At 63.8% G+C, this 16,414-nt stretch carries 14 protein-coding genes; 9 read left to right on the top strand and 5 right to left on the bottom strand.

Going from position 1 to position 16,414, the window contains the following annotated elements; genetic code table 11:
• The first annotated feature begins 74 nt into the window (after window positions 1–74).
• Both PSV33_RS03645 and PSV33_RS03650 read left to right on the top strand, forming a co-directional pair.
• The gene (locus tag PSV33_RS03645; protein WP_300558811.1) at window positions 75–872 is read left to right on the top strand and encodes a BPSS1780 family membrane protein; all 798 of its coding nucleotides are present in this window, start codon (window positions 75–77) and stop codon (window positions 870–872) included.
• Complete coding sequence (locus PSV33_RS03650) at window positions 869–1,588, top strand: iron dicitrate transport regulator FecR (RefSeq protein ID WP_300558812.1); 720 nt, start codon at window positions 869–871, stop codon at window positions 1,586–1,588. Before PSV33_RS03645 ends, PSV33_RS03650 begins: the two co-directional genes overlap by 4 nt.
• A 54-nt stretch (window positions 1,589–1,642) precedes the next feature.
• On the opposite strand, the gene PSV33_RS03655 is transcribed toward PSV33_RS03650, so the two are convergent.
• A complete protein-coding gene (locus PSV33_RS03655; RefSeq protein WP_300558813.1) occupies window positions 1,643–2,479 on the bottom strand; it encodes an IclR family transcriptional regulator in 837 nt (278 codons plus the stop codon).
• Window positions 2,480–2,667: 188 nt separating this feature from the next.
• Between PSV33_RS03655 and PSV33_RS03660 the strand changes: the two genes are divergently transcribed.
• Complete coding sequence (locus PSV33_RS03660) at window positions 2,668–3,816, top strand: ABC transporter substrate-binding protein (RefSeq protein ID WP_300558814.1); 1,149 nt, start codon at window positions 2,668–2,670, stop codon at window positions 3,814–3,816.
• A 150-nt stretch (window positions 3,817–3,966) separates the two neighbouring features.
• Here PSV33_RS03660 and PSV33_RS03665 read toward each other — a convergent pair whose 3' ends face one another.
• Window positions 3,967–6,402 (bottom strand): UvrD-helicase domain-containing protein, encoded by a 2,436-nt coding sequence (locus tag PSV33_RS03665; protein WP_300558815.1) that lies wholly within the window; start codon window positions 6,400–6,402, stop codon window positions 3,967–3,969.
• A gap of 23 nt (window positions 6,403–6,425) precedes the next feature.
• On the opposite strand from PSV33_RS03665, the gene PSV33_RS03670 reads away from it, so the two are divergent.
• Together PSV33_RS03670 and PSV33_RS03675 are read left to right on the top strand one after the other, a co-directional pair.
• Window positions 6,426–7,142, top strand: coding sequence for a hypothetical protein (locus PSV33_RS03670; protein WP_300558816.1), 717 nt, complete (start codon window positions 6,426–6,428; stop codon window positions 7,140–7,142).
• Between the two features lie 209 nt (window positions 7,143–7,351).
• Window positions 7,352–8,329 (top strand): GMP reductase, encoded by a 978-nt coding sequence (locus tag PSV33_RS03675; protein WP_300558817.1) that lies wholly within the window; start codon window positions 7,352–7,354, stop codon window positions 8,327–8,329.
• A 4-nt stretch (window positions 8,330–8,333) separates the two neighbouring features.
• On the opposite strand, the gene PSV33_RS03680 is transcribed toward PSV33_RS03675, so the two are convergent.
• Entirely contained in the window at window positions 8,334–9,203 is an 870-nt protein-coding gene (locus PSV33_RS03680; protein WP_300558818.1) for an alpha/beta hydrolase, read from the bottom strand.
• A gap of 139 nt (window positions 9,204–9,342) precedes the next feature.
• Here PSV33_RS03680 and PSV33_RS03685 point away from each other — a divergent pair, with 139 nt between their 5' ends.
• From PSV33_RS03685 to PSV33_RS03700, 4 genes are all read left to right on the top strand, one after another.
• Window positions 9,343–10,035 carry a GntR family transcriptional regulator gene (locus PSV33_RS03685; protein WP_300558819.1) on the top strand — a complete coding sequence of 231 codons (693 nt, stop codon included), beginning with the start codon at window positions 9,343–9,345 and terminating at the stop codon, window positions 10,033–10,035.
• Window positions 10,036–10,070: 35 nt separating this feature from the next.
• Window positions 10,071–10,952, top strand: coding sequence for a phytanoyl-CoA dioxygenase family protein (locus PSV33_RS03690; protein ID WP_300558828.1), 882 nt, complete (start codon window positions 10,071–10,073; stop codon window positions 10,950–10,952).
• Between the two features lie 132 nt (window positions 10,953–11,084).
• The gene (locus tag PSV33_RS03695; protein ID WP_300558829.1) at window positions 11,085–12,443 is read left to right on the top strand and encodes a Gfo/Idh/MocA family oxidoreductase; all 1,359 of its coding nucleotides are present in this window, start codon (window positions 11,085–11,087) and stop codon (window positions 12,441–12,443) included.
• A 59-nt stretch (window positions 12,444–12,502) separates the two neighbouring features.
• The gene (locus PSV33_RS03700) at window positions 12,503–13,399 is read left to right on the top strand and encodes an NAD(P)-dependent oxidoreductase (RefSeq protein WP_300558830.1); all 897 of its coding nucleotides are present in this window, start codon (window positions 12,503–12,505) and stop codon (window positions 13,397–13,399) included.
• A gap of 72 nt (window positions 13,400–13,471) precedes the next feature.
• Here PSV33_RS03700 and PSV33_RS03705 read toward each other — a convergent pair whose 3' ends face one another.
• Both PSV33_RS03705 and orn read right to left on the bottom strand, forming a co-directional pair.
• Complete coding sequence (locus tag PSV33_RS03705) at window positions 13,472–15,430, bottom strand: DEAD/DEAH box helicase (RefSeq protein WP_300558832.1); 1,959 nt, start codon at window positions 15,428–15,430, stop codon at window positions 13,472–13,474.
• Between the two features lie 394 nt (window positions 15,431–15,824).
• A complete protein-coding gene (gene orn / locus PSV33_RS03710) occupies window positions 15,825–16,388 on the bottom strand; it encodes an oligoribonuclease (RefSeq protein ID WP_300513001.1) in 564 nt (187 codons plus the stop codon).
• Window positions 16,389–16,414: the final 26 nt, after the last annotated feature.

Consider the following 16,414-nt stretch of genomic DNA (forward strand, 5'->3'; position numbering starts at 1 on the left):
ACCGGGTCCGCGCCTTTCTAGATGCTTCGATTGAACCTGTACCGACCTGAATCCATCAACATGCAAACCAAGCAATGAAACTAAACATCGTTCCCGCGCGTACTGGCATCACATGGGTCAAACTCGGCATACAAACCTTTTTCAAGCAGCCGCTGGCGCTGGCCGGCCTGTTTTTCATGTACATGGCGGCGGCCACGCTGGCATCGCTGATTCCCGTCATTGGCGTGGTGCTGGCGCTGGCCATCGTGCCGGCGGCCACCCTGGGCCTGATGGCCGCGACGCTGGAAGCCACCAAAGGCCGTTTTCCGATGCCGGCCATTCTGGTCAGCGCCTTTCGCGCCGGCCAGCAGCGCGCCCGCGCCATGATGGTGCTCGGGTTTCTGTATGCAGCGGCCTGCCTGTTGATCGTCTCCGTGGTGCCGCTGTTTTTCGATGTGCCCGTCAGCCGGGAAAGCGCCCTGGCGCCCGAAATGCAGGGGGTGATGCTGGTGATCATGGTGCTCTACCTGCCGATCTCGATTCTGTTCTGGCATGCGCCCGCGCTGGTGCACTGGCATGGCGTGACACCGGTCAAAAGCCTGTTTTTCAGTGCCGTCGTGTGTTTCCGGAACGCAGGCGCCTACGCCTTGTTCGGCCTGACCTGGATGGTGGTGCTGATGCTCATCGGACTGGCCGTGAGCCTGCTGGCCGGCCTGCTGGCCAGCCCCGAGGCCGCGGCAGCGCTGGTCATGCCAGCCGCCTTGCTGATGGCCGCGATGTTTTCAAGCTCGCTGTATTTCACCTTTCGCGACAGTTTTGATGCCACCCCGCCCGACAGCCCCGTCAACAACGACAACACCGACAACAACCCCACCCCAGGAGAGACGCCATGACACAGCACCTGCTGCAAGGCCGGCAAGAAAAGGAAATATTGTGGTTCCAGAGGCGTGACGCGCTCAAGGCCGCCGCAGCCTGGGTGGCCATGGGAGGGCTGCCGGCGGCGATGGCGCAGCAACGCAGCAACATCGTGCAACTGACCGGCGACGCCACCCTCAATGGTCAGCGCCTGAGCCCGCAGCACACCATCCAGACCGGCGATGAGATCCAGACCGGACCGGGCGCCAACCTCGTGTTTGCGATCGGCAACTCGGCCTTCCAGGTGCGCCAGAACTCACGCCTGTCGGTGGAGCGAGGCACCACGCTCAATGCGGTCAGCCTGCTGCGCCTGCTGACCGGCGCCGTGGCCAGCGTGTGGGGCAAGGGCGTGAACCGCGCCATCGTCATGCCGACCCTGACCGCCGGCATACGCGGCACCGGCGTGTATGCCGAAATTTTTGCCGACCAGGGCAACCGCAACTATTTCTGCAACTGTTATGGCACGGTGGACCTGGACGCGGGCAACGACAAGCAGGTGTCCCAGGCGCAATACCACCAGTCCTTCTGGGCCGACCCCGAGCCCCGCAACGGGCGTTACCTGTCGCCTGCCCAGGCGCTGAACCACACCGACGAAGAGCTCGAATTTCTGGCCGGTCTGGTGGACCAGCGCACCGCCTGGCAGATCGCCGGCAGAAAAGGCATCAAGGACGGCCGCGGCCAGATGACCTACTGAGGCTGCGCCCCTGCACCCTTGGGCCACCGGCCCGGCGAGGGCGCTCAGCCCGCCTCACCAGGCATCGCCTGAAGCGTTCTGCAGCCGGCGCACCAGTGCCAGCAGCTGCGGCCGCACCTCTGTCATCAGGAATTGCGGCGAGAGCTTGAAGCCCGGTCCGCCGCAATTGACCACCATCACCGAACGCCCGCTCCCCGGCCGGAAAGCCGCGGCAATGGCATTGACATCTTTCTGCCACTCGCCAAACGATGCGCAGCAGCCGTACTCACGGTAGTGCGCCACAGCCAGCTCCAGCGTCTCCCGTGTCTGCGGCCAGGTTTTTTCGTCCTGGGCCCGGATGCGCTCCATCAGCGCACTGCGCTCGCTGTCGCTGCAGCCGGCCAGGTAGGCGCGCCCCATCGCCGTGCTGGCCAGCGGAATGCGTGAGCCGACGTCCAGGCTCAGCGTGAGGGCTGATTCGCTGCGGCAGTTCTCGACATAAATCATGCTCAGGCGGTCGCGTATGCCCAGTGAGACCATGGCCTGCGAACTGTCGGCCAGCTCCTGCATCATCGGCCGCGCCAGCTGGCGCATGTCCATGCGGGCCAGCATGGCGCTGCCGAGGGCCAGTACCGCGCTGCCAAGCCGGTAGCCCGGATTGCCGCTGCCGTCCTGGGCATGTTCGAGATAGCCCTGTTTGGTCAGCGTGTAGGTCAGGCGCGAAATGGTGGACTTGGGCAGGCCGCAGCGACGTGCCAGCTCCTGGTTGCCCAGGGTGCGGTCGCGCGAGCGAAAAGCACTGAGCACATCGAGCCCGCGCGCCAGTGCGGTCACAAAATGCCGGTCTTCCTTCGCGTTCCCGGCGACGGGTCTGACCGGAGCCGCGTCTTCTGACGTGAGTACTTTTTTCATATTGTTCTGCAATGCGGAATATGTAAATCTTATCAGGCCATGTCACTTGAGGGACTAAATCCCCAATGGAGTACGGGAATTCCATAGCTTCGTCCGGAAGGTGTGGTCACACAATCCCTCAGCATTGCAATCTCATGATTCTGCAGTGCAGAACAATTGAAACACAACAGCAACGAGGAGAACTTCACATGTCGAGCAAGACAATTCATGCCCTGGCGCTGGCGCTGAGCCTGGCCGCCAGTGCGCTTTCGGCCCACGCCGCACCCGCCCGGGAGGACCTGGTGATCGGTCAGGTGGCGCCTCTGACCGGCACCATCGCCGGAACCGGTAACGAATACGTGGCCGGCGGCGCGGCCTATTTCGCCTGGGTCAACGACAACGGCGGCATCTACGGCCGCAAGATCCGTGTCGTACTCAAGGACGACAGCTACAAGCCGGACCAGACCCTGGCGCTGACGCGGCAGCTGCTGGCCGAAGACAAGCCACTGGCGCTGTTCGGTTTTGTCGGCACCGGCAACGTGCTGGCGCTGAACAAGAACAAAGTGCTTGAAGACGCCGGTATCGCGCTGCTGGCACCCTACACCGGCGCGCAAGACCTGCGCGAGCCGATGAACCCGCACATCTTCCACATCCGCGCCAGCTACACCGACGAAACCGCGCGCATGGTGGAGCACCTGCACACCATCGGCCTGCGCCGCTTTGCCGTGATGTACCAGGATGACCCTTTCGGCAAAAGCGGCCTCGCAGGCGCTGAAACCGCGCTGCAGAAACTCGGCCTGCAGGCCGTGGCCAAAGGTGGTTACGACCGCACCAAGCCCGAGGATGTCGATGCGGCCGTGGCCAGCATCGCGGCGGCCAACCCCGACGCCATCATCATGGTTTCGGTCAATCGGGCTTCGGCCGCCTTCATCAAGAAAATGCGCGCCCAGGGCAGCAAGGCCCGCCTGTTCAGCATCTCGGTGGTGAACTTCAAGGAACTGCTGAAAAACGCCGGCGAGGACAATGCCCGCGGCATCGGTATCTCCCAGGTCATGCCCTACCCTTACTCCACGCTGGCACCGGTGGCGCGCGAGTTCCAGACCCTGATGGCCAAGTACCAGCCCGGGAAGGTGGTGTCGTATGCCAGCATGGAGTCTTTCATTGCCGCCAAGATCCTGGTCGAAGCCATCCGCCGCAGCGGTGCCGACCCGACCCGCGCAAAAATCATGGGCCAGCTCGAAAAAATGAACAGCTACGACGCCGGTGGTTTCAAGGTGAGCTTCTCGCCGGACAACCGCGTCGGCTCGAAATTCGTCGAAGTGACCGTGATCGGCCGCGACGGCAAGCTGCTGCGGTAACTCTCTCTTGCAAGCCGGAGCCGCTGAACCGGCCGACCGGAGTGACTCTTCAACCAAGCCGGGGCCGCGGATCTGGCTCCGCCAGTCCGCAGGCGCAGCGGCCCCTCGGGGGGCAGGAAGCTACACGCAGTGAGCGACCGTGGGGGTCATTTACTCCACCGGGGTCAGCTTGGCCACGCTCAGGGCCAGCCACTTCACACCATGCCGCGTGAAGTTGATCTGCGCCCGGGCGTCGTCGCCGCTGCCTTCGAGCATCATGACCCGGCCCTCGCCGAATTTGTTGTGAAACACGTTCATGCCGTTTTTCAGCCCGTGTGCCGGCGCATCGCGCTGCACCGGCACCGCCGGGTTGGGAAACCGGTCCCCACCCAGATTTTTTGAAGCAAAAGCGGCCTTGGCCCAATCCCCACGGGCGCCGCCAGCTCCTGAATTCGTAGCACCCCAGGCGCCGCTGCCGCCGCCGTAGGCCGATGAAAAGCCCTGGTTTTTCGGCGTGATCCATTTAAGGGCCGCCTCCGGCAACTCGTCGAAAAAGCGGCTTTTCAGGTTGTAGCGGGTCTGGCCGTGCAACATGCGTGTCTGTGAGTGACTCAGGTACAGGCGCTGGCGCGCGCGTGTGATGGCCACATACATCAGGCGGCGTTCTTCCTCAATGCCGCCAGCGTCGCTCAGGGAGTTTTCATGCGGGAAGATGCCGTCTTCCAGGCCGGAAATGAACACGCAGTCGAACTCCAGCCCCTTGGAGGAATGCACCGTCATGAGCTGCACCGCATCCTGGCCGGCCTGCGCCTGGTTGTCGCCGGATTCGAGCGCGGCGTGTGTCAGGAACGCGGCCAGCGGCGACAGCGTCTCGCCGGTTTCCTGGTTGGGCGCCAGCAGTTCCGGCAACGGCTCGTCGCCCAAAGGCGCGGACGGGTCCAGCCCCTGGCTGGCCGGCGACTGCGTCAGCGGCGCGCCCAGTTCATCGACCGGCAAGGCCACCGCATCGCGCCCGAAACCCTCCATGCTGACGAAGGACTCGGCGGCGTTGACCAGCTCGCCCAGATTCTCGAGACGGTCCTGGCCTTCCTTCTCAAGCTTGTAGTGTTCCTCCAGCCCACTGTGCTGCAGCACCAGCTCGATGATCTCGCGCAGGCTCAGACCCGGCGTCTGCTCGCGCAGCACATCGAGCCTGGCGACAAAAGCGCCGAGGTTGGCGCCGGCCTTGCCTGGGACGGCGCTCACCGCGTCGTGCAGCGAACAGCCCGAGCTGCGTGCGATGTCCTGCAGCTGCTCGATGCTGCGCGCACCGATGCCGCGCGGCGGGAAGTTGACCACCCGCATGAAGCTGGTGTCGTCGTTCGGGTTCTCGATCAGGCGCAAATAGGCCAGCGCGTGTTTGATCTCGGCGCGCTCGAAAAACCGCAGGCCGCCGTAGACGCGGTAGGGGATGCCGTTGTTGAACAGTGCGGTTTCCATGACCCGGCTTTGTGCGTTGCTGCGGTAGAGCAGTGCAATTTCCTTGCGTGCCATGCCGCCCCGCACCAGCTCACGCACCTCGTCGACAAACCACTGGGCTTCGGCAAAGTCGGACGTGGCTTCGAAAACGCGCACCGGCTCGCCCGGGCCGGCCTCGGTGCGCAGGTTTTTCCCGAGACGCTTGCTGTTGTGGCTGATCAGCTCGTTGGCCGAATCCAGGATGTTGCCGAAGCTGCGGTAATTGCGCTCCAGCTTGATCTGGTGCTGTACATGGAACTCGCGCACGAAGTCGGCCATGTTGCCGACACGTGCGCCGCGGAAGGCGTAGATGCTCTGGTCGTCGTCGCCGACCGCCACCACCGAGCCGCCCGGCATGGCACCGGCGGCAGCGTCGTCGCCCTGCCCGGCCAGCATCTTGATCCAGGCGTATTGCAGCTTGTTGGTGTCCTGGAACTCGTCGATCAGGATGTGGCGAAAGCGCCTCTGGTAGTGCTCGCGTACCGGCGCGTTGTCACGCAGCAGTTCGTAGCTGCGCAGCATCAGTTCGCCGAAATCAACCACCCCCTCGCGCTGACACTGTTCTTCGTAGAGCGCGTAGATCTCGGCCTTCTTGCGCGTCTCCTCGTCGCGCACCACGACATCTTTGGCACGCTGGCCGTCTTCCTTGCAGCCGGCGATGAACCACATCAGCTGCTTGGGCGGAAAGCGTTCGTCGTCAATGTTGAACTGCTTGCACAGGCGCTTGATCGCCGACAGCTGGTCCTGCGTGTCCAGGATCTGGAAGGTCGACGGCAGATTCGCCAGCTTGTAGTGCGCGCGCAGGAAACGGTTGCACAGGCCGTGGAAGGTGCCTATCCACATGCCGCGCACATTGACCGGCAGCATGCTTGAGAGGCGCGTCAGCATCTCCTTGGCCGCCTTGTTGGTGAAGGTCACGGCCAGAATGCCGCCGGGCGACACCTGGCCGGTCTGCAGCAGCCAGGCGATGCGGGTGGTCAGTACCCGGGTTTTGCCGGAGCCCGCGCCGGCCAGAATCAGCGCGTGGGTGTTGGGCAGCGTGACCGCTGCAAGTTGCTCCGGATTAAGATTCTGTAAGAGTGGGGAGCTTGGGACGACTTCTGAGAACATCTCCCCATTGTAGAAAGCCTCAGATGCCAGATTCCGTATCCGCCCGATTACCCGCTTTGATTCCCCTTGTGCTGGCCGTCAGCCTGGCTCAGCCGGCCCTTGCCCAGTCTTCCTGCGCCAGCGATGGCCAGAAACGCCCTGTGGCGCTGGTAGAGCGTTTCATCAATGCCGACTGCGCCACCTGCTGGACCGACCCGGCCGCCGCGCCTGCCCGCCGCGGTGCGGTGGCGCTGGACTGGGTGCTGCCTGGCAGCCGGGGCGAAGACGCCCCGCTGTCTGCCGTGGCCACGCGGGATGCGCTCAACCGGCTGGAGGTGCTGGGCAAGGCGCCGCCAGCGGCCAGCCTGAACCTCAACACCCCGGTACAAGGTCAAAAGGGCACGCTGCGTGTGGCGCACGGCCTGCCGGTCTCCGGCTATATCGGCGCGTCCATTGCGTTCAAGGGCATGGCTGACAGGGACGCCGGCCAACCCTGGTCCGCCTGGCTGGCACTGGTGGAAGCCCTTCCCGTCGGCACCGAGGGGTCGCCGGTGTCGCGCAATTTGGTACGAAACCTCGTTCAAGTCTCGTGGGATGGGCGCGGGCAGCTATCAAAGCAGGAGCAAATCCAGTTCACCGAGACGCGCTCCATGGACGTGCCGGCCGGCACCAACACCGGGCGGCTGCGGGTCATCGGCTGGGTGCAGGACGCCAGGGGGCGCATCGTCACGGCAGCGCAATCGCGCTGCGTCGGGAAATAGCGCCCTCAACCTCACCCTGACGCTCGCCATCCGTTGGAGCATATAGGGGCTATACGGCGCCGCATCTCCTCGCCCCCCGCACAAGCGCCTAGAATCAATCACCGGGCCCAAGCAATTGCGCCCGGTTTTTTGTTTCCGCAGACCTTGCGGGCAAGCCGGTCCAATCCAAGTGCCTTCTGTTCCCAACAGTTTTTAAAGGCTTGGAATCCATGGAAATCTTCGACTACGACAATATCCTGCTGCTGCCGCGCAAATGCCGCGTGGAAAGCCGCTCCGAATGCGACGCCGGCGTCACGCTGGGCAAGCGGCGCTTTCGCATCCCGGTGGTGCCGGCCAACATGAAGACGGTGATCGACGAATCGATCAGCGTGTGGATGGCGCAAAACGGCTATTTCTACGTGATGCACCGCTTCGACCTGGACAACCTCGCGTTTGTCAGAAGCATGGCCGCCCGGGGCCTGTATGCATCGATCTCGCTGGGCGTCAAGCAGGCCGACTACGACACGGTGGACCAGCTGGTCGCCGAAGGCCTGGCACCCGACTACATCACCATCGACATTGCCCATGGCCACGCCGACACGGTGCAGCGCATGGTGGCTTGTCTGAAGGAAAAACTGCCCGCGTCGTTCGTGATCGCCGGCAACGTGGCCACGCCCGAAGCGGTGATTGACCTGGAGAACTGGGGTGCGGACGCCACCAAGGTCGGCATCGGCCCGGGCAAGGTCTGCATCACCAAGATGAAAACCGGCTTTGGCACCGGCGGGTGGCAACTGTCGGCGCTCAAGTGGTGCGCACGTGTAGCAACCAAACCCATCATTGCCGACGGCGGCATCCGCGAACACGGGGACATCGCCAAGTCCATCCGTTTCGGCGCCACCATGGTCATGATCGGCTCCATGCTGGCGGGGCTGGAAGAAAGCCCGGGCAAAACGGTGGAGGTCGACGGCCGGCTCTTCAAGGAGTATTACGGCAGCGCCTCGGACTTCAACAAGGGCGAGTACAAACACGTCGAGGGCAAACGTATCCTCGAGCCGGTCAAGGGCTCTTTGGCCGACACGCTGCGCGAGATGGAGGAAGACGTGCAGAGCGCCATCAGTTATTCGGGCGGGAAAAAACTGATGGACATCCGCAAGGTCAACTACGTGATCCTGGGCGGCGACAACGCCGGCGAACACCTGCTGATGTGAGGTGTCAGGCGGCCGTGGCCGCCAGCAGCTGCAACGCCAGCTGGTGCAGCCGGTGGCCGGGCTGCACCAGGGCCTCGACGATGCTGAAATGGTTCAGGCCCAGCAGGGCTTCGCGCACCGGCACCGCGCGCGGCCCCCAGGCCTGCTCGATCAGCGCGTTGTGGCGCAGGAATTCTTCACTTTCGTCGGCGCCGGCCACGGTATAGAGCACGCCCTGTCTGGGCGCCGGCAGCCAGGCCGGACTGGCTTGCGCGACCTGCGCGGGCGTCAGCCGCAGCGCGTCTTTCAGAAAGGGCGTGTGCATGACGGACTCAAGCTCGTACAGGCCGGAAATCGACAACGCGTTTTTCACCAGATCGGCCGGCAGGTCGGCCGCATGCTGCTCCCACAGGCAGGCCAGCAGCATGGCCGCGAGGTGGCCGCCCGCCGAATGCCCGATCACCGTGATGCGCTGCGGATCGCCCCCGAACTCGGCAACATGGCGGTAAGTCCAGGTCAGCGCCCTGACCATTTGCAGCGTGATCTCGGGAATCGTCACCGCCGGGCACAGGTCGTAGTTGGGAACCACCACGCAGGCGCCCGCCGCCGTGAACGCCGGCGCCACAAACGAATGCTCGGACTTGTCGAGCGAGCGCCAGTAGCCGCCGTGTACAAACACCAGCACCGGTGCGCCGCCCGGCGTGGCCCGGGCCGAAGGAAACACATCGAGTTTCTCGCCGGGGCTTGTGCCGTAAGCGAGGTCCAGCGTACAGGGCTGGCTGCTGCGCGCCTGCGCGGACGTCTGGGCCCAGCGGTTGAAGTGCGCCGCGTGTTCAGGCACCAGGGCGCGGTTGTTGTACATGCGGTCCAGCCAGGCGGGATCGGGTCGGGTCATGGGGGCTCCTGAAAAATCGGCGTAAAGAACTTGTTCTCGCCCGTCATCTTGGCACAGTCAGAAGCACCCGGCAGGCCCTCGGGTAAACCCGCTTCAGCTTGATCGTCACTCATCGTATTCTGTATACAGAGTTAACACCATGACACCCCAACTCATCAAAATCGAATCCAGTCCCGACCTGGTGGATCAGGTCTACCGAAGCCTGCTCGACGCGATCAGCGAGGGCTCGCTGGCGCCGGGCGCCCGCATCACGCAGGAGGACATTGCCGAGCAGCTGGCGGTATCGCGCCAGCCGGTGCTGCAGGCCTTGCGGCTGCTGAAAAAAGACGGCTTTGTGCTCGATGCCCCCGGCCGCGGCGTGCTGGTCGCGCCCCTGGACGTGGGCTGGCTCATGCAGGTGTACCAGGTGCGCAGCGCGCTCGATGCACTGGCCGCCCGGCTGGCCGCGCGCGCCCGTTTCCAGACCGCCCCGGCGCTGATCAGCCAGGGGCGCGCCGCCGCACGCGGCCATGACGTCAAGGCCATGATGGCCGCCGATGCCGAATTTCACGGCGCGATTTATGCCGCCTCCGGCAATCCCCTGATCGCCCAGAGCGCGCAACTTCACTGGCACCACATCCGCCGCGCCATGGGCGCGGTGCTGCAGGTGTCCACCATGCGCGAATCGATCTGGGACGAACACGAGGCCATCGCCCAGGCCATCAGCGCCGGCGATGAGGCCACCGCGGAAAACCTGATCCGCCAGCACGGCGAAGACGCCAGCCACAACCTCTCGGGCCTGTTGTCCAGCGCCCTGCACCCGACGGCTCCGTCCACCGCCCTGCCCGCCTGAGAACACCGCCTGCCAACCATCCCAAGGAGACACCCATGAACCTGACTGCTGAACAACTCGCCCAATTCGACCGCGACGGCTACCTGTTTTTTCCCGGCCTGTTCACGCCGGAGGAAACACAGACGCTCAACGACGCCGTGCCCGAGCTCTACAGCCGGCGCGAGGACTACAACGTGCGCGAAAAAGGCAAGGACGCGGTGCGCACCAACTTCGCCGCGCACATGTACAGCGAGCCGTTTGCAAAACTCGGCCGGCATCCGCGCATGATCGGACCGGTGGAGGACCTGCTCGGTGAAAAACTCTACATGCACCAGTTCAAGATCAACGGCAAGATGGCCTTTGAAGGCGACGTCTGGCAGTGGCACCAGGACTACGGCACCTGGCTCAACGACGACATGATGCCCACCGAACGCGCAATGAACGTGGCGATTTTTCTCGACGACGTCACCGAACACAACGGACCGCTGATGTTCATCCCCGGTAGCCACAAGAAGGGCGTGGTCGATGCCAAACACGACCTGACCACCACCAGCTACCCGCTGTGGACGGTGGACAACGATTTGATCCGCCAGCTGGTGCAGCGTGCCGGTGGCAAGCAGGGCGGCATTGTCAGTCCCAAAGGCCCGGCCGGTTCCATGATCCTGTTCCACTCCTGCCTGGTGCATGCCTCGGGCAGCAACCTGTCGCCCTTCAACCGCGTCAGCGTCTACCTGAGCCTGTGCGCGGTCAGCAACCACATCCGCCGCCACAAACGGCCCGAATACATCGCGCACCGCGACTTCACGCCCATCGAATGCCTGCCGGACGATTGCCTGCTGAAGGACTACCCGGTGGACCTGCCGTGGAAAGACGGCGTTCCGGCTACCGCGCTACAGACGTCGATGGAAGAAATCGTGCCAGAGCGCAAGGTCGCCTGAACCTCTTTGCATGTCATACCGGACTTGAGGAGCCTGCCCCGGACTTTGATCCGGGGGCACCCAGGTTCGTCAACCACTTTCACTCCTCCACCATGGATTGCGGGTCAAACCCGCAATGACAGGAACGCCTTCATGAATTTATATACAAAACTCCAGCAACGCGCCGCCGACAAGCAACCCATCCGTATCGGCCTGATAGGCGCCGGCAAGTTCGGTTCCATGTACCTCGCGCAGATCCCGAAAACGCCCGGTGTGCACCTGGTGGCGATTGCCGACCTGTCACCTGATGCCGCCCGCACCAACCTCGCGCGGGTGGGATGGAATCCGGCCCTGACCCAGGCGCCCTCTGCGCAGGAAGCTATCAAAACAGGAGCAACCTGGATCACCGACGACTGGAACGCGGTGGTCACCCATCCGCAGATCGACATCATCGTCGAGTGCACCGGCAACCCGGTCGCCGCGGTCGAACACTGCCTGCAGGCGTTTGCGCACGGCAAACATGTGGTCAACGTCACGGTGGAAGCCGACGCCTTCTGCGGCCCGCTGCTGGCGCGCAAGGCGGCGCAAGCCGGCGTTGTGTATTCGCTGGCTTTCGGCGACCAGCCGGCGCTGATCTGCGACCTGGTGGACTGGGCGCGCACCTGCGGCTTCCCGGTGGTGGCGGCAGGCCGCGGCCACAAATGGCTGCCGCATTTTTCCGAATCGACACCGGAAACCGTCTGGGGCAACTACGGCCTCACGCCCGAGCAGGCCACACGTGGCGGGCTGAACCCCAAGATGTTCAACAGCTTCCTCGACGGCTCCAAGCCCTCGATCGAATCAACCGCCGTGGCCAATGCCACCGGCCTGACCGTTCCCTCCAACGGACTGCTTTACCCGCCGGCCAGCGTGGAAGACATTCCCTTCGTCACCCGTCCGGTTTCCGAGGGCGGCGTGCTCGAGCGCAAGGGCATGGTCGAAGTGATCTCCTCGCTGGAAGCCAATGGCCGCAAGATTCCCTACGACATCCGCATGGGCGTCTGGGTCACCGTCGAGGCAGAAACCGACTACATCAAGAACTGCTTCGAGGAATACAACGCGCACACCGACCCCAGTGGGCGTTATTTCACGCTGTACAAGCGCTGGCACCTGATCGGACTCGAGGTCGGCGTGTCGGTAGCCAGCGTCGCACTGCGCGGCGAACCCACCGGCGTCGCCACCTGCTGGAATGCCGATGTGGTGGCCACGGCCAAACGCGATCTGAAACCCGGCGACATGCTCGACGGCGAAGGCGGCTACACGGTCTGGGGCAAGCTGCTGCCGGCCGACACCTCGGTGAAGATGGGCGGCCTGCCGCTGGGCCTGGCGCACAACGTCAAGGTCGTGCGCGCCGTGAAAAAAGGCCAGAGCCTGAGCTGGGCCGACGTGGCCATGGACACTTCCACCCCGGCGTACAAGGTGCGCAACGAGATGGAAACCATGTTCTCGCCGGCCATGAAGAAAGCTGCCTGACAGCCTTTTTCCTCGCGTGTGCCGCATGATGGTGGCCACCCCACAGCCCGGAACATTTCATGAGCACCAGCAGCAAGACAGTCATCCCCCGCATCGCCTTTCTGGGCACCGGCAGCATGGGCCTGCCCATGGCCAGGCGTCTGTGTGAAGCGGGCCATGCCCTGCAGGTGTGGAACCGCACGCCGGCCAAGGCCGCTTCACTGACGGCACTGGGCGCGACCGTTCATGCACAGGCCAGCGCGGCGGTAGCAGGCGCCGACATCGTGCTCGGCATGCTGGAAAACGGCGCCGTGGTCGAGGACGTCCTGTTCGCGCAGGGCGTCGCTGCAGCGATGAAGCCGGGCGCCCTGTTCATCGACATGGCCTCGATCAAGCCGCGCGAGGCACGCGACCATGCCGCACGCCTTGGCGCGCTCGGTGTCGCCCACCTCGATGCGCCGGTCTCCGGCGGCACGGGCGGCGCCGAAAGCGGCACGCTGGTGATCATGGTGGGCGGCAAGGCGGCGGATTTTGAGCGTGCCCTGCCGGTGCTCCAGCTGTTCGGGCGCGCCACCCATGTGGGCTCCCATGGTGCGGGCCAGCTGACCAAGCTGGCCAACCAGATGATTGTCGGCATCACGATTGGCGCCGTGGCCGAGGCTCTGCTGTTTGCCACCAAGGGCGGCGCCGACATGGCCAAGGTCAGGGAAGCCATCACCGGCGGTTTTGCTGACAGCCGCATCCTGCAGGTCCACGGCCAGCGCATGGTCGAGCGCGACTTCACCTCGCGTGCCCGGCTGGCCATCCAGCTCAAGGACATGCGCAACGCGCTGGCCACCGCGGAGGAAATCGGCTTCGAGGCGCCGGTGACCACGCTGTTCGAGCAGCTTTACGCCGAAGGTATCCAACACGGCCTCGGCGAGCTGGACCACTCGGGCCTGTTTGTGGAGCTGGCCAGCCGCAACGGCATGAGCTGAAAAGCAGCAACATCCTGAGCGCCCATGAAAAAAGGCCCGCAGAGCGGGCCTTTTTTGTTGTCAGCGCAAAAATCAGCGTGCAGGGCGTGCCGGACGCTTGTGGGCGTCACGTGGAACAAACACCTTGCCGGCGGGTTTGGCAAACGCCGGTTTGCGATCAGAAAAATCACCGCGGGGGGCCGATGCAAAACCTTCCGCACGACCGCCGAAGCTGCGCTCGCCGCCACGCTCGTCGCGCTGGGCAAAACCGCCGTTGTTGTTGTTGCCGAAGCCGCGGTCGTCACGACGCGGGCCGCGGTTGTCACGGTCGTTGAAGGCACCACCACCCGCCGGTGCCTGGAAAGGCGCACGGTCATTGCGGTTGTTGGAGAAACCACCGCGGTCACCACCACGGTCATCACGGTTGCCACCGAAACCACCGCGATCGGCACCAAAGGCAGGCTTCTTGCCGGCGTAGCCGCCGCCAGCGCCGCCACCGAAGCCACCCGAAGGGGCACGGTCGTTGCCGAAACGGCCGCCACCGCCGCCGCCGAAGCTGCGGGGACCGCGGTCATTGCGGTCACCACCGAAATTGCCGCGCGGGCGATCCGAGGTCGGCGCAAAACGCTGCTGTGGCTCCAGACCGGCGATCACGCTGGGCTTGAGGTTCTGCTGGGTGTAGTGCTCGATGTCCTGGATCTTGCGGCGATCGCGGAACTCGGCAATCGTGATGGCCTGGCCTTCGCGGCCGGCACGGCCAGTGCGGCCAATGCGGTGCACATAGTCTTCGGCTTTCATCGGCAGGCCATAGTTGATCACGTGGGTGATGGTCGGAACGTCCAGACCACGGGCAGCGACGTCGGTCGCGACCAGGATCTGCACGCGGCCGTCACGGAAGGCCATCAGGCGGCGGTTGCGCAGGCCCTGGCCCAGGGCGCCATGCAGTGCCACGGCGCTGAAGCCCTCTTGCACCAGGTCGTTGGCCAGGCCGTCACACTCGACCTGCGTGCAGGCAAACACGATGGCCTGGTTGATGGTGGTGTCGCGCAGCCAGTGGTCGAGCAGCTTGCGCTTGTGGGTCATGTTGTCGGCCCACAGCAACGACTGCGTGATGGACGCATGTTTTTCGTGCGGCGAGTCAATCTCGACACGCTGCGGCTGGCGCATCACACGCGTGGCCAGCTGCATGATGCGCGGCGCAAAAGTGGCGCTGAACATCATGGTCTGCTTGCGCTCGATGGTGAGCTGGTTGACTTCGGTCAGGTCGTCGGCAAAGCCGAGGTCCAGCATGCGGTCGGCTTCGTCAACCACGAGAAACTGCACCTGATCCAGCTTGATCTGCATGCTGCGCTGCAGGTCCAGCAGACGGCCCGGGGTGGCCACCACGAGGTCGGCGTTCTGCAGCTTGGCAATTTGCAGCTGGTAAGGAATGCCGCCAACCACGTTGGCAATGCGCAGGCCGCGGCAATGGCGAACCAGGTCGATCGCGTCGGCGCAGACCTGCTGGGCCAGCTCGCGGGTCGGGCACAGGATCAGGGCGCCGGGGGTGGCGGCCTTGAAATTGCGCGCATTGGTCGGGTCCTTGCGCTTGGGTTTTTTCAGCGGAGCTTCGCCGCGGGCGACGGCCTCGGCGCTCAGGCGTTCAAACTCGGCGCGTTCGTTGCGCTCGGCCTCTTCCTGCTGCTTGAGCAGGGTGTGCAGCACGGGCAGCAGGAAAGCGGCGGTCTTGCCGCTGCCGGTCTGGCTGGACACCAGCAGATCGGTGAATTTGGCCTTGGGGTCGGCCTTGACGTCAGCATCCAGCGCCTGCATGGCTTTGGGGATGGTGGCCATCTGCACGGCGGTCGGCTGGGTGAAGCCCATGTCGGCCACGGCTTGCAGCAGTTCCTTGGCCAGGCCCAGCTTGACGAAGCCGTTGGGCTCAGCCACGACGGCGTCCAGCGAGGTTTGCGCTGCGACAGGCGCATCGGAAAAGTCCGCAATTACATTGATATCGGTATCGGTGTTTGCTTCGGCCAGAAAGTCGCCGCGAGCCTCAAAAGAGTCAGTCATGTTTTTTCTCACTAAACACTTGTCCGCGCTGCCACGCTTGTGGTGTGGGCGGGCGAACAAGAAACTACCACCCGCCGCGTAGCAGCAGGGCTTCGTTCATGGTTAATAAAACATCAACCATCAAACGAATATTTCGGTTCGGGCGACTTCCGGAAAAACCGGTGCCTGAAGCGATGGCTCTGTTGGTAGAGCCTCAAAAGTGTGAGGTAGATGTACAAATGCGGTGCACCCCGTGCATCCGTCAAGCCGTTGATTATGGCATGGTTTACGGGTTTACACCAGTCCCCCGTCGCAGAAAGACCTTCAAACCCGCCGCTGCCGGCCGTGGACATAGGCTCGTCACTCTCTTTTTAATAGCTGCCAACGACCATCCAGCAAGGGCCGGAGGCGGGACTCACTTCAGAAAGTGGGTCCGGTAATGCTCCAACTCGTCGATCGATTCATGCACATCGGCCAAGGCTGTGTGGCTTTGCTGCTTCTTGAACGCGCTGAACACCTCGGGCCGCCAGCGTTTGGCCAGTTCCTTGAAGGTGCTGACATCGACATTGCGGTAATGAAAAAACGCCTCGAGTTTGGGCATGTACTTGACCAGGAAGCGCCGGTCCTGGCTGATGGTGTTGCCGCACATCGGCGAGGTGCCCTTGGGCAGGTACTGCGCCAGAAAGGCCAGCAGCTGCTTTTCAGCATCGGCTTCCGTCACGGTGCTGGCCTTGACCTTGTCGATCAGGCCGCTGCGGCCGTGTGTGCCCTTGTTCCAGTTGTCCATTTGCGCCAGCAGTTCGTCGGACTGCTTGATCACCAGCACCGGGCCCTCGATGCGGGGCGTCAGTTGCGGGCCGGTGACGACCACGGCAATTTCGATCAGCCGTTCCTTTTCAGGGTCGAGACCGGTCATTTCGCAGTCGATCCAGACCAGGTTCAGATCGGATTTTTTCAGCAGGGTTTCGTTTTCAGCCATCTTGCGATTCTCGCTGATCGCCTAAA

Origin of the sequence: Polaromonas sp. (genome assembly GCF_029945895.1) — a bacterium.
GTDB lineage: Bacteria > Pseudomonadota > Gammaproteobacteria > Burkholderiales > Burkholderiaceae_C > Polaromonas.

Excerpts from the sequence above, each read along its gene's own strand:
- PSV33_RS03645 (WP_300558811.1), top strand. The coding sequence starts at position 75 with ATGAAACTAAACATCGTTCCCGCGCGTACTGGCATCACATGGGTCAAA.
- PSV33_RS03650 (WP_300558812.1), top strand. The coding sequence starts at position 869 with ATGACACAGCACCTGCTGCAAGGCCGGCAAGAAAAGGAAATATTGTGG.
- PSV33_RS03655 (WP_300558813.1), bottom strand. The coding sequence starts at position 2,479 with ATGAAAAAAGTACTCACGTCAGAAGACGCGGCTCCGGTCAGACCCGTC.
- PSV33_RS03660 (WP_300558814.1), top strand. The coding sequence starts at position 2,668 with ATGTCGAGCAAGACAATTCATGCCCTGGCGCTGGCGCTGAGCCTGGCC.
- PSV33_RS03665 (WP_300558815.1), bottom strand. The coding sequence starts at position 6,402 with ATGTTCTCAGAAGTCGTCCCAAGCTCCCCACTCTTACAGAATCTTAAT.
- PSV33_RS03670 (WP_300558816.1), top strand. The coding sequence starts at position 6,426 with ATGCCAGATTCCGTATCCGCCCGATTACCCGCTTTGATTCCCCTTGTG.
- PSV33_RS03675 (WP_300558817.1), top strand. The coding sequence starts at position 7,352 with ATGGAAATCTTCGACTACGACAATATCCTGCTGCTGCCGCGCAAATGC.
- PSV33_RS03680 (WP_300558818.1), bottom strand. The coding sequence starts at position 9,203 with ATGACCCGACCCGATCCCGCCTGGCTGGACCGCATGTACAACAACCGC.
- PSV33_RS03685 (WP_300558819.1), top strand. The coding sequence starts at position 9,343 with ATGACACCCCAACTCATCAAAATCGAATCCAGTCCCGACCTGGTGGAT.
- PSV33_RS03690 (WP_300558828.1), top strand. The coding sequence starts at position 10,071 with ATGAACCTGACTGCTGAACAACTCGCCCAATTCGACCGCGACGGCTAC.
- PSV33_RS03695 (WP_300558829.1), top strand. The coding sequence starts at position 11,085 with ATGAATTTATATACAAAACTCCAGCAACGCGCCGCCGACAAGCAACCC.
- PSV33_RS03700 (WP_300558830.1), top strand. The coding sequence starts at position 12,503 with ATGAGCACCAGCAGCAAGACAGTCATCCCCCGCATCGCCTTTCTGGGC.
- PSV33_RS03705 (WP_300558832.1), bottom strand. The coding sequence starts at position 15,430 with ATGACTGACTCTTTTGAGGCTCGCGGCGACTTTCTGGCCGAAGCAAAC.
- orn (WP_300513001.1), bottom strand. The coding sequence starts at position 16,388 with ATGGCTGAAAACGAAACCCTGCTGAAAAAATCCGATCTGAACCTGGTC.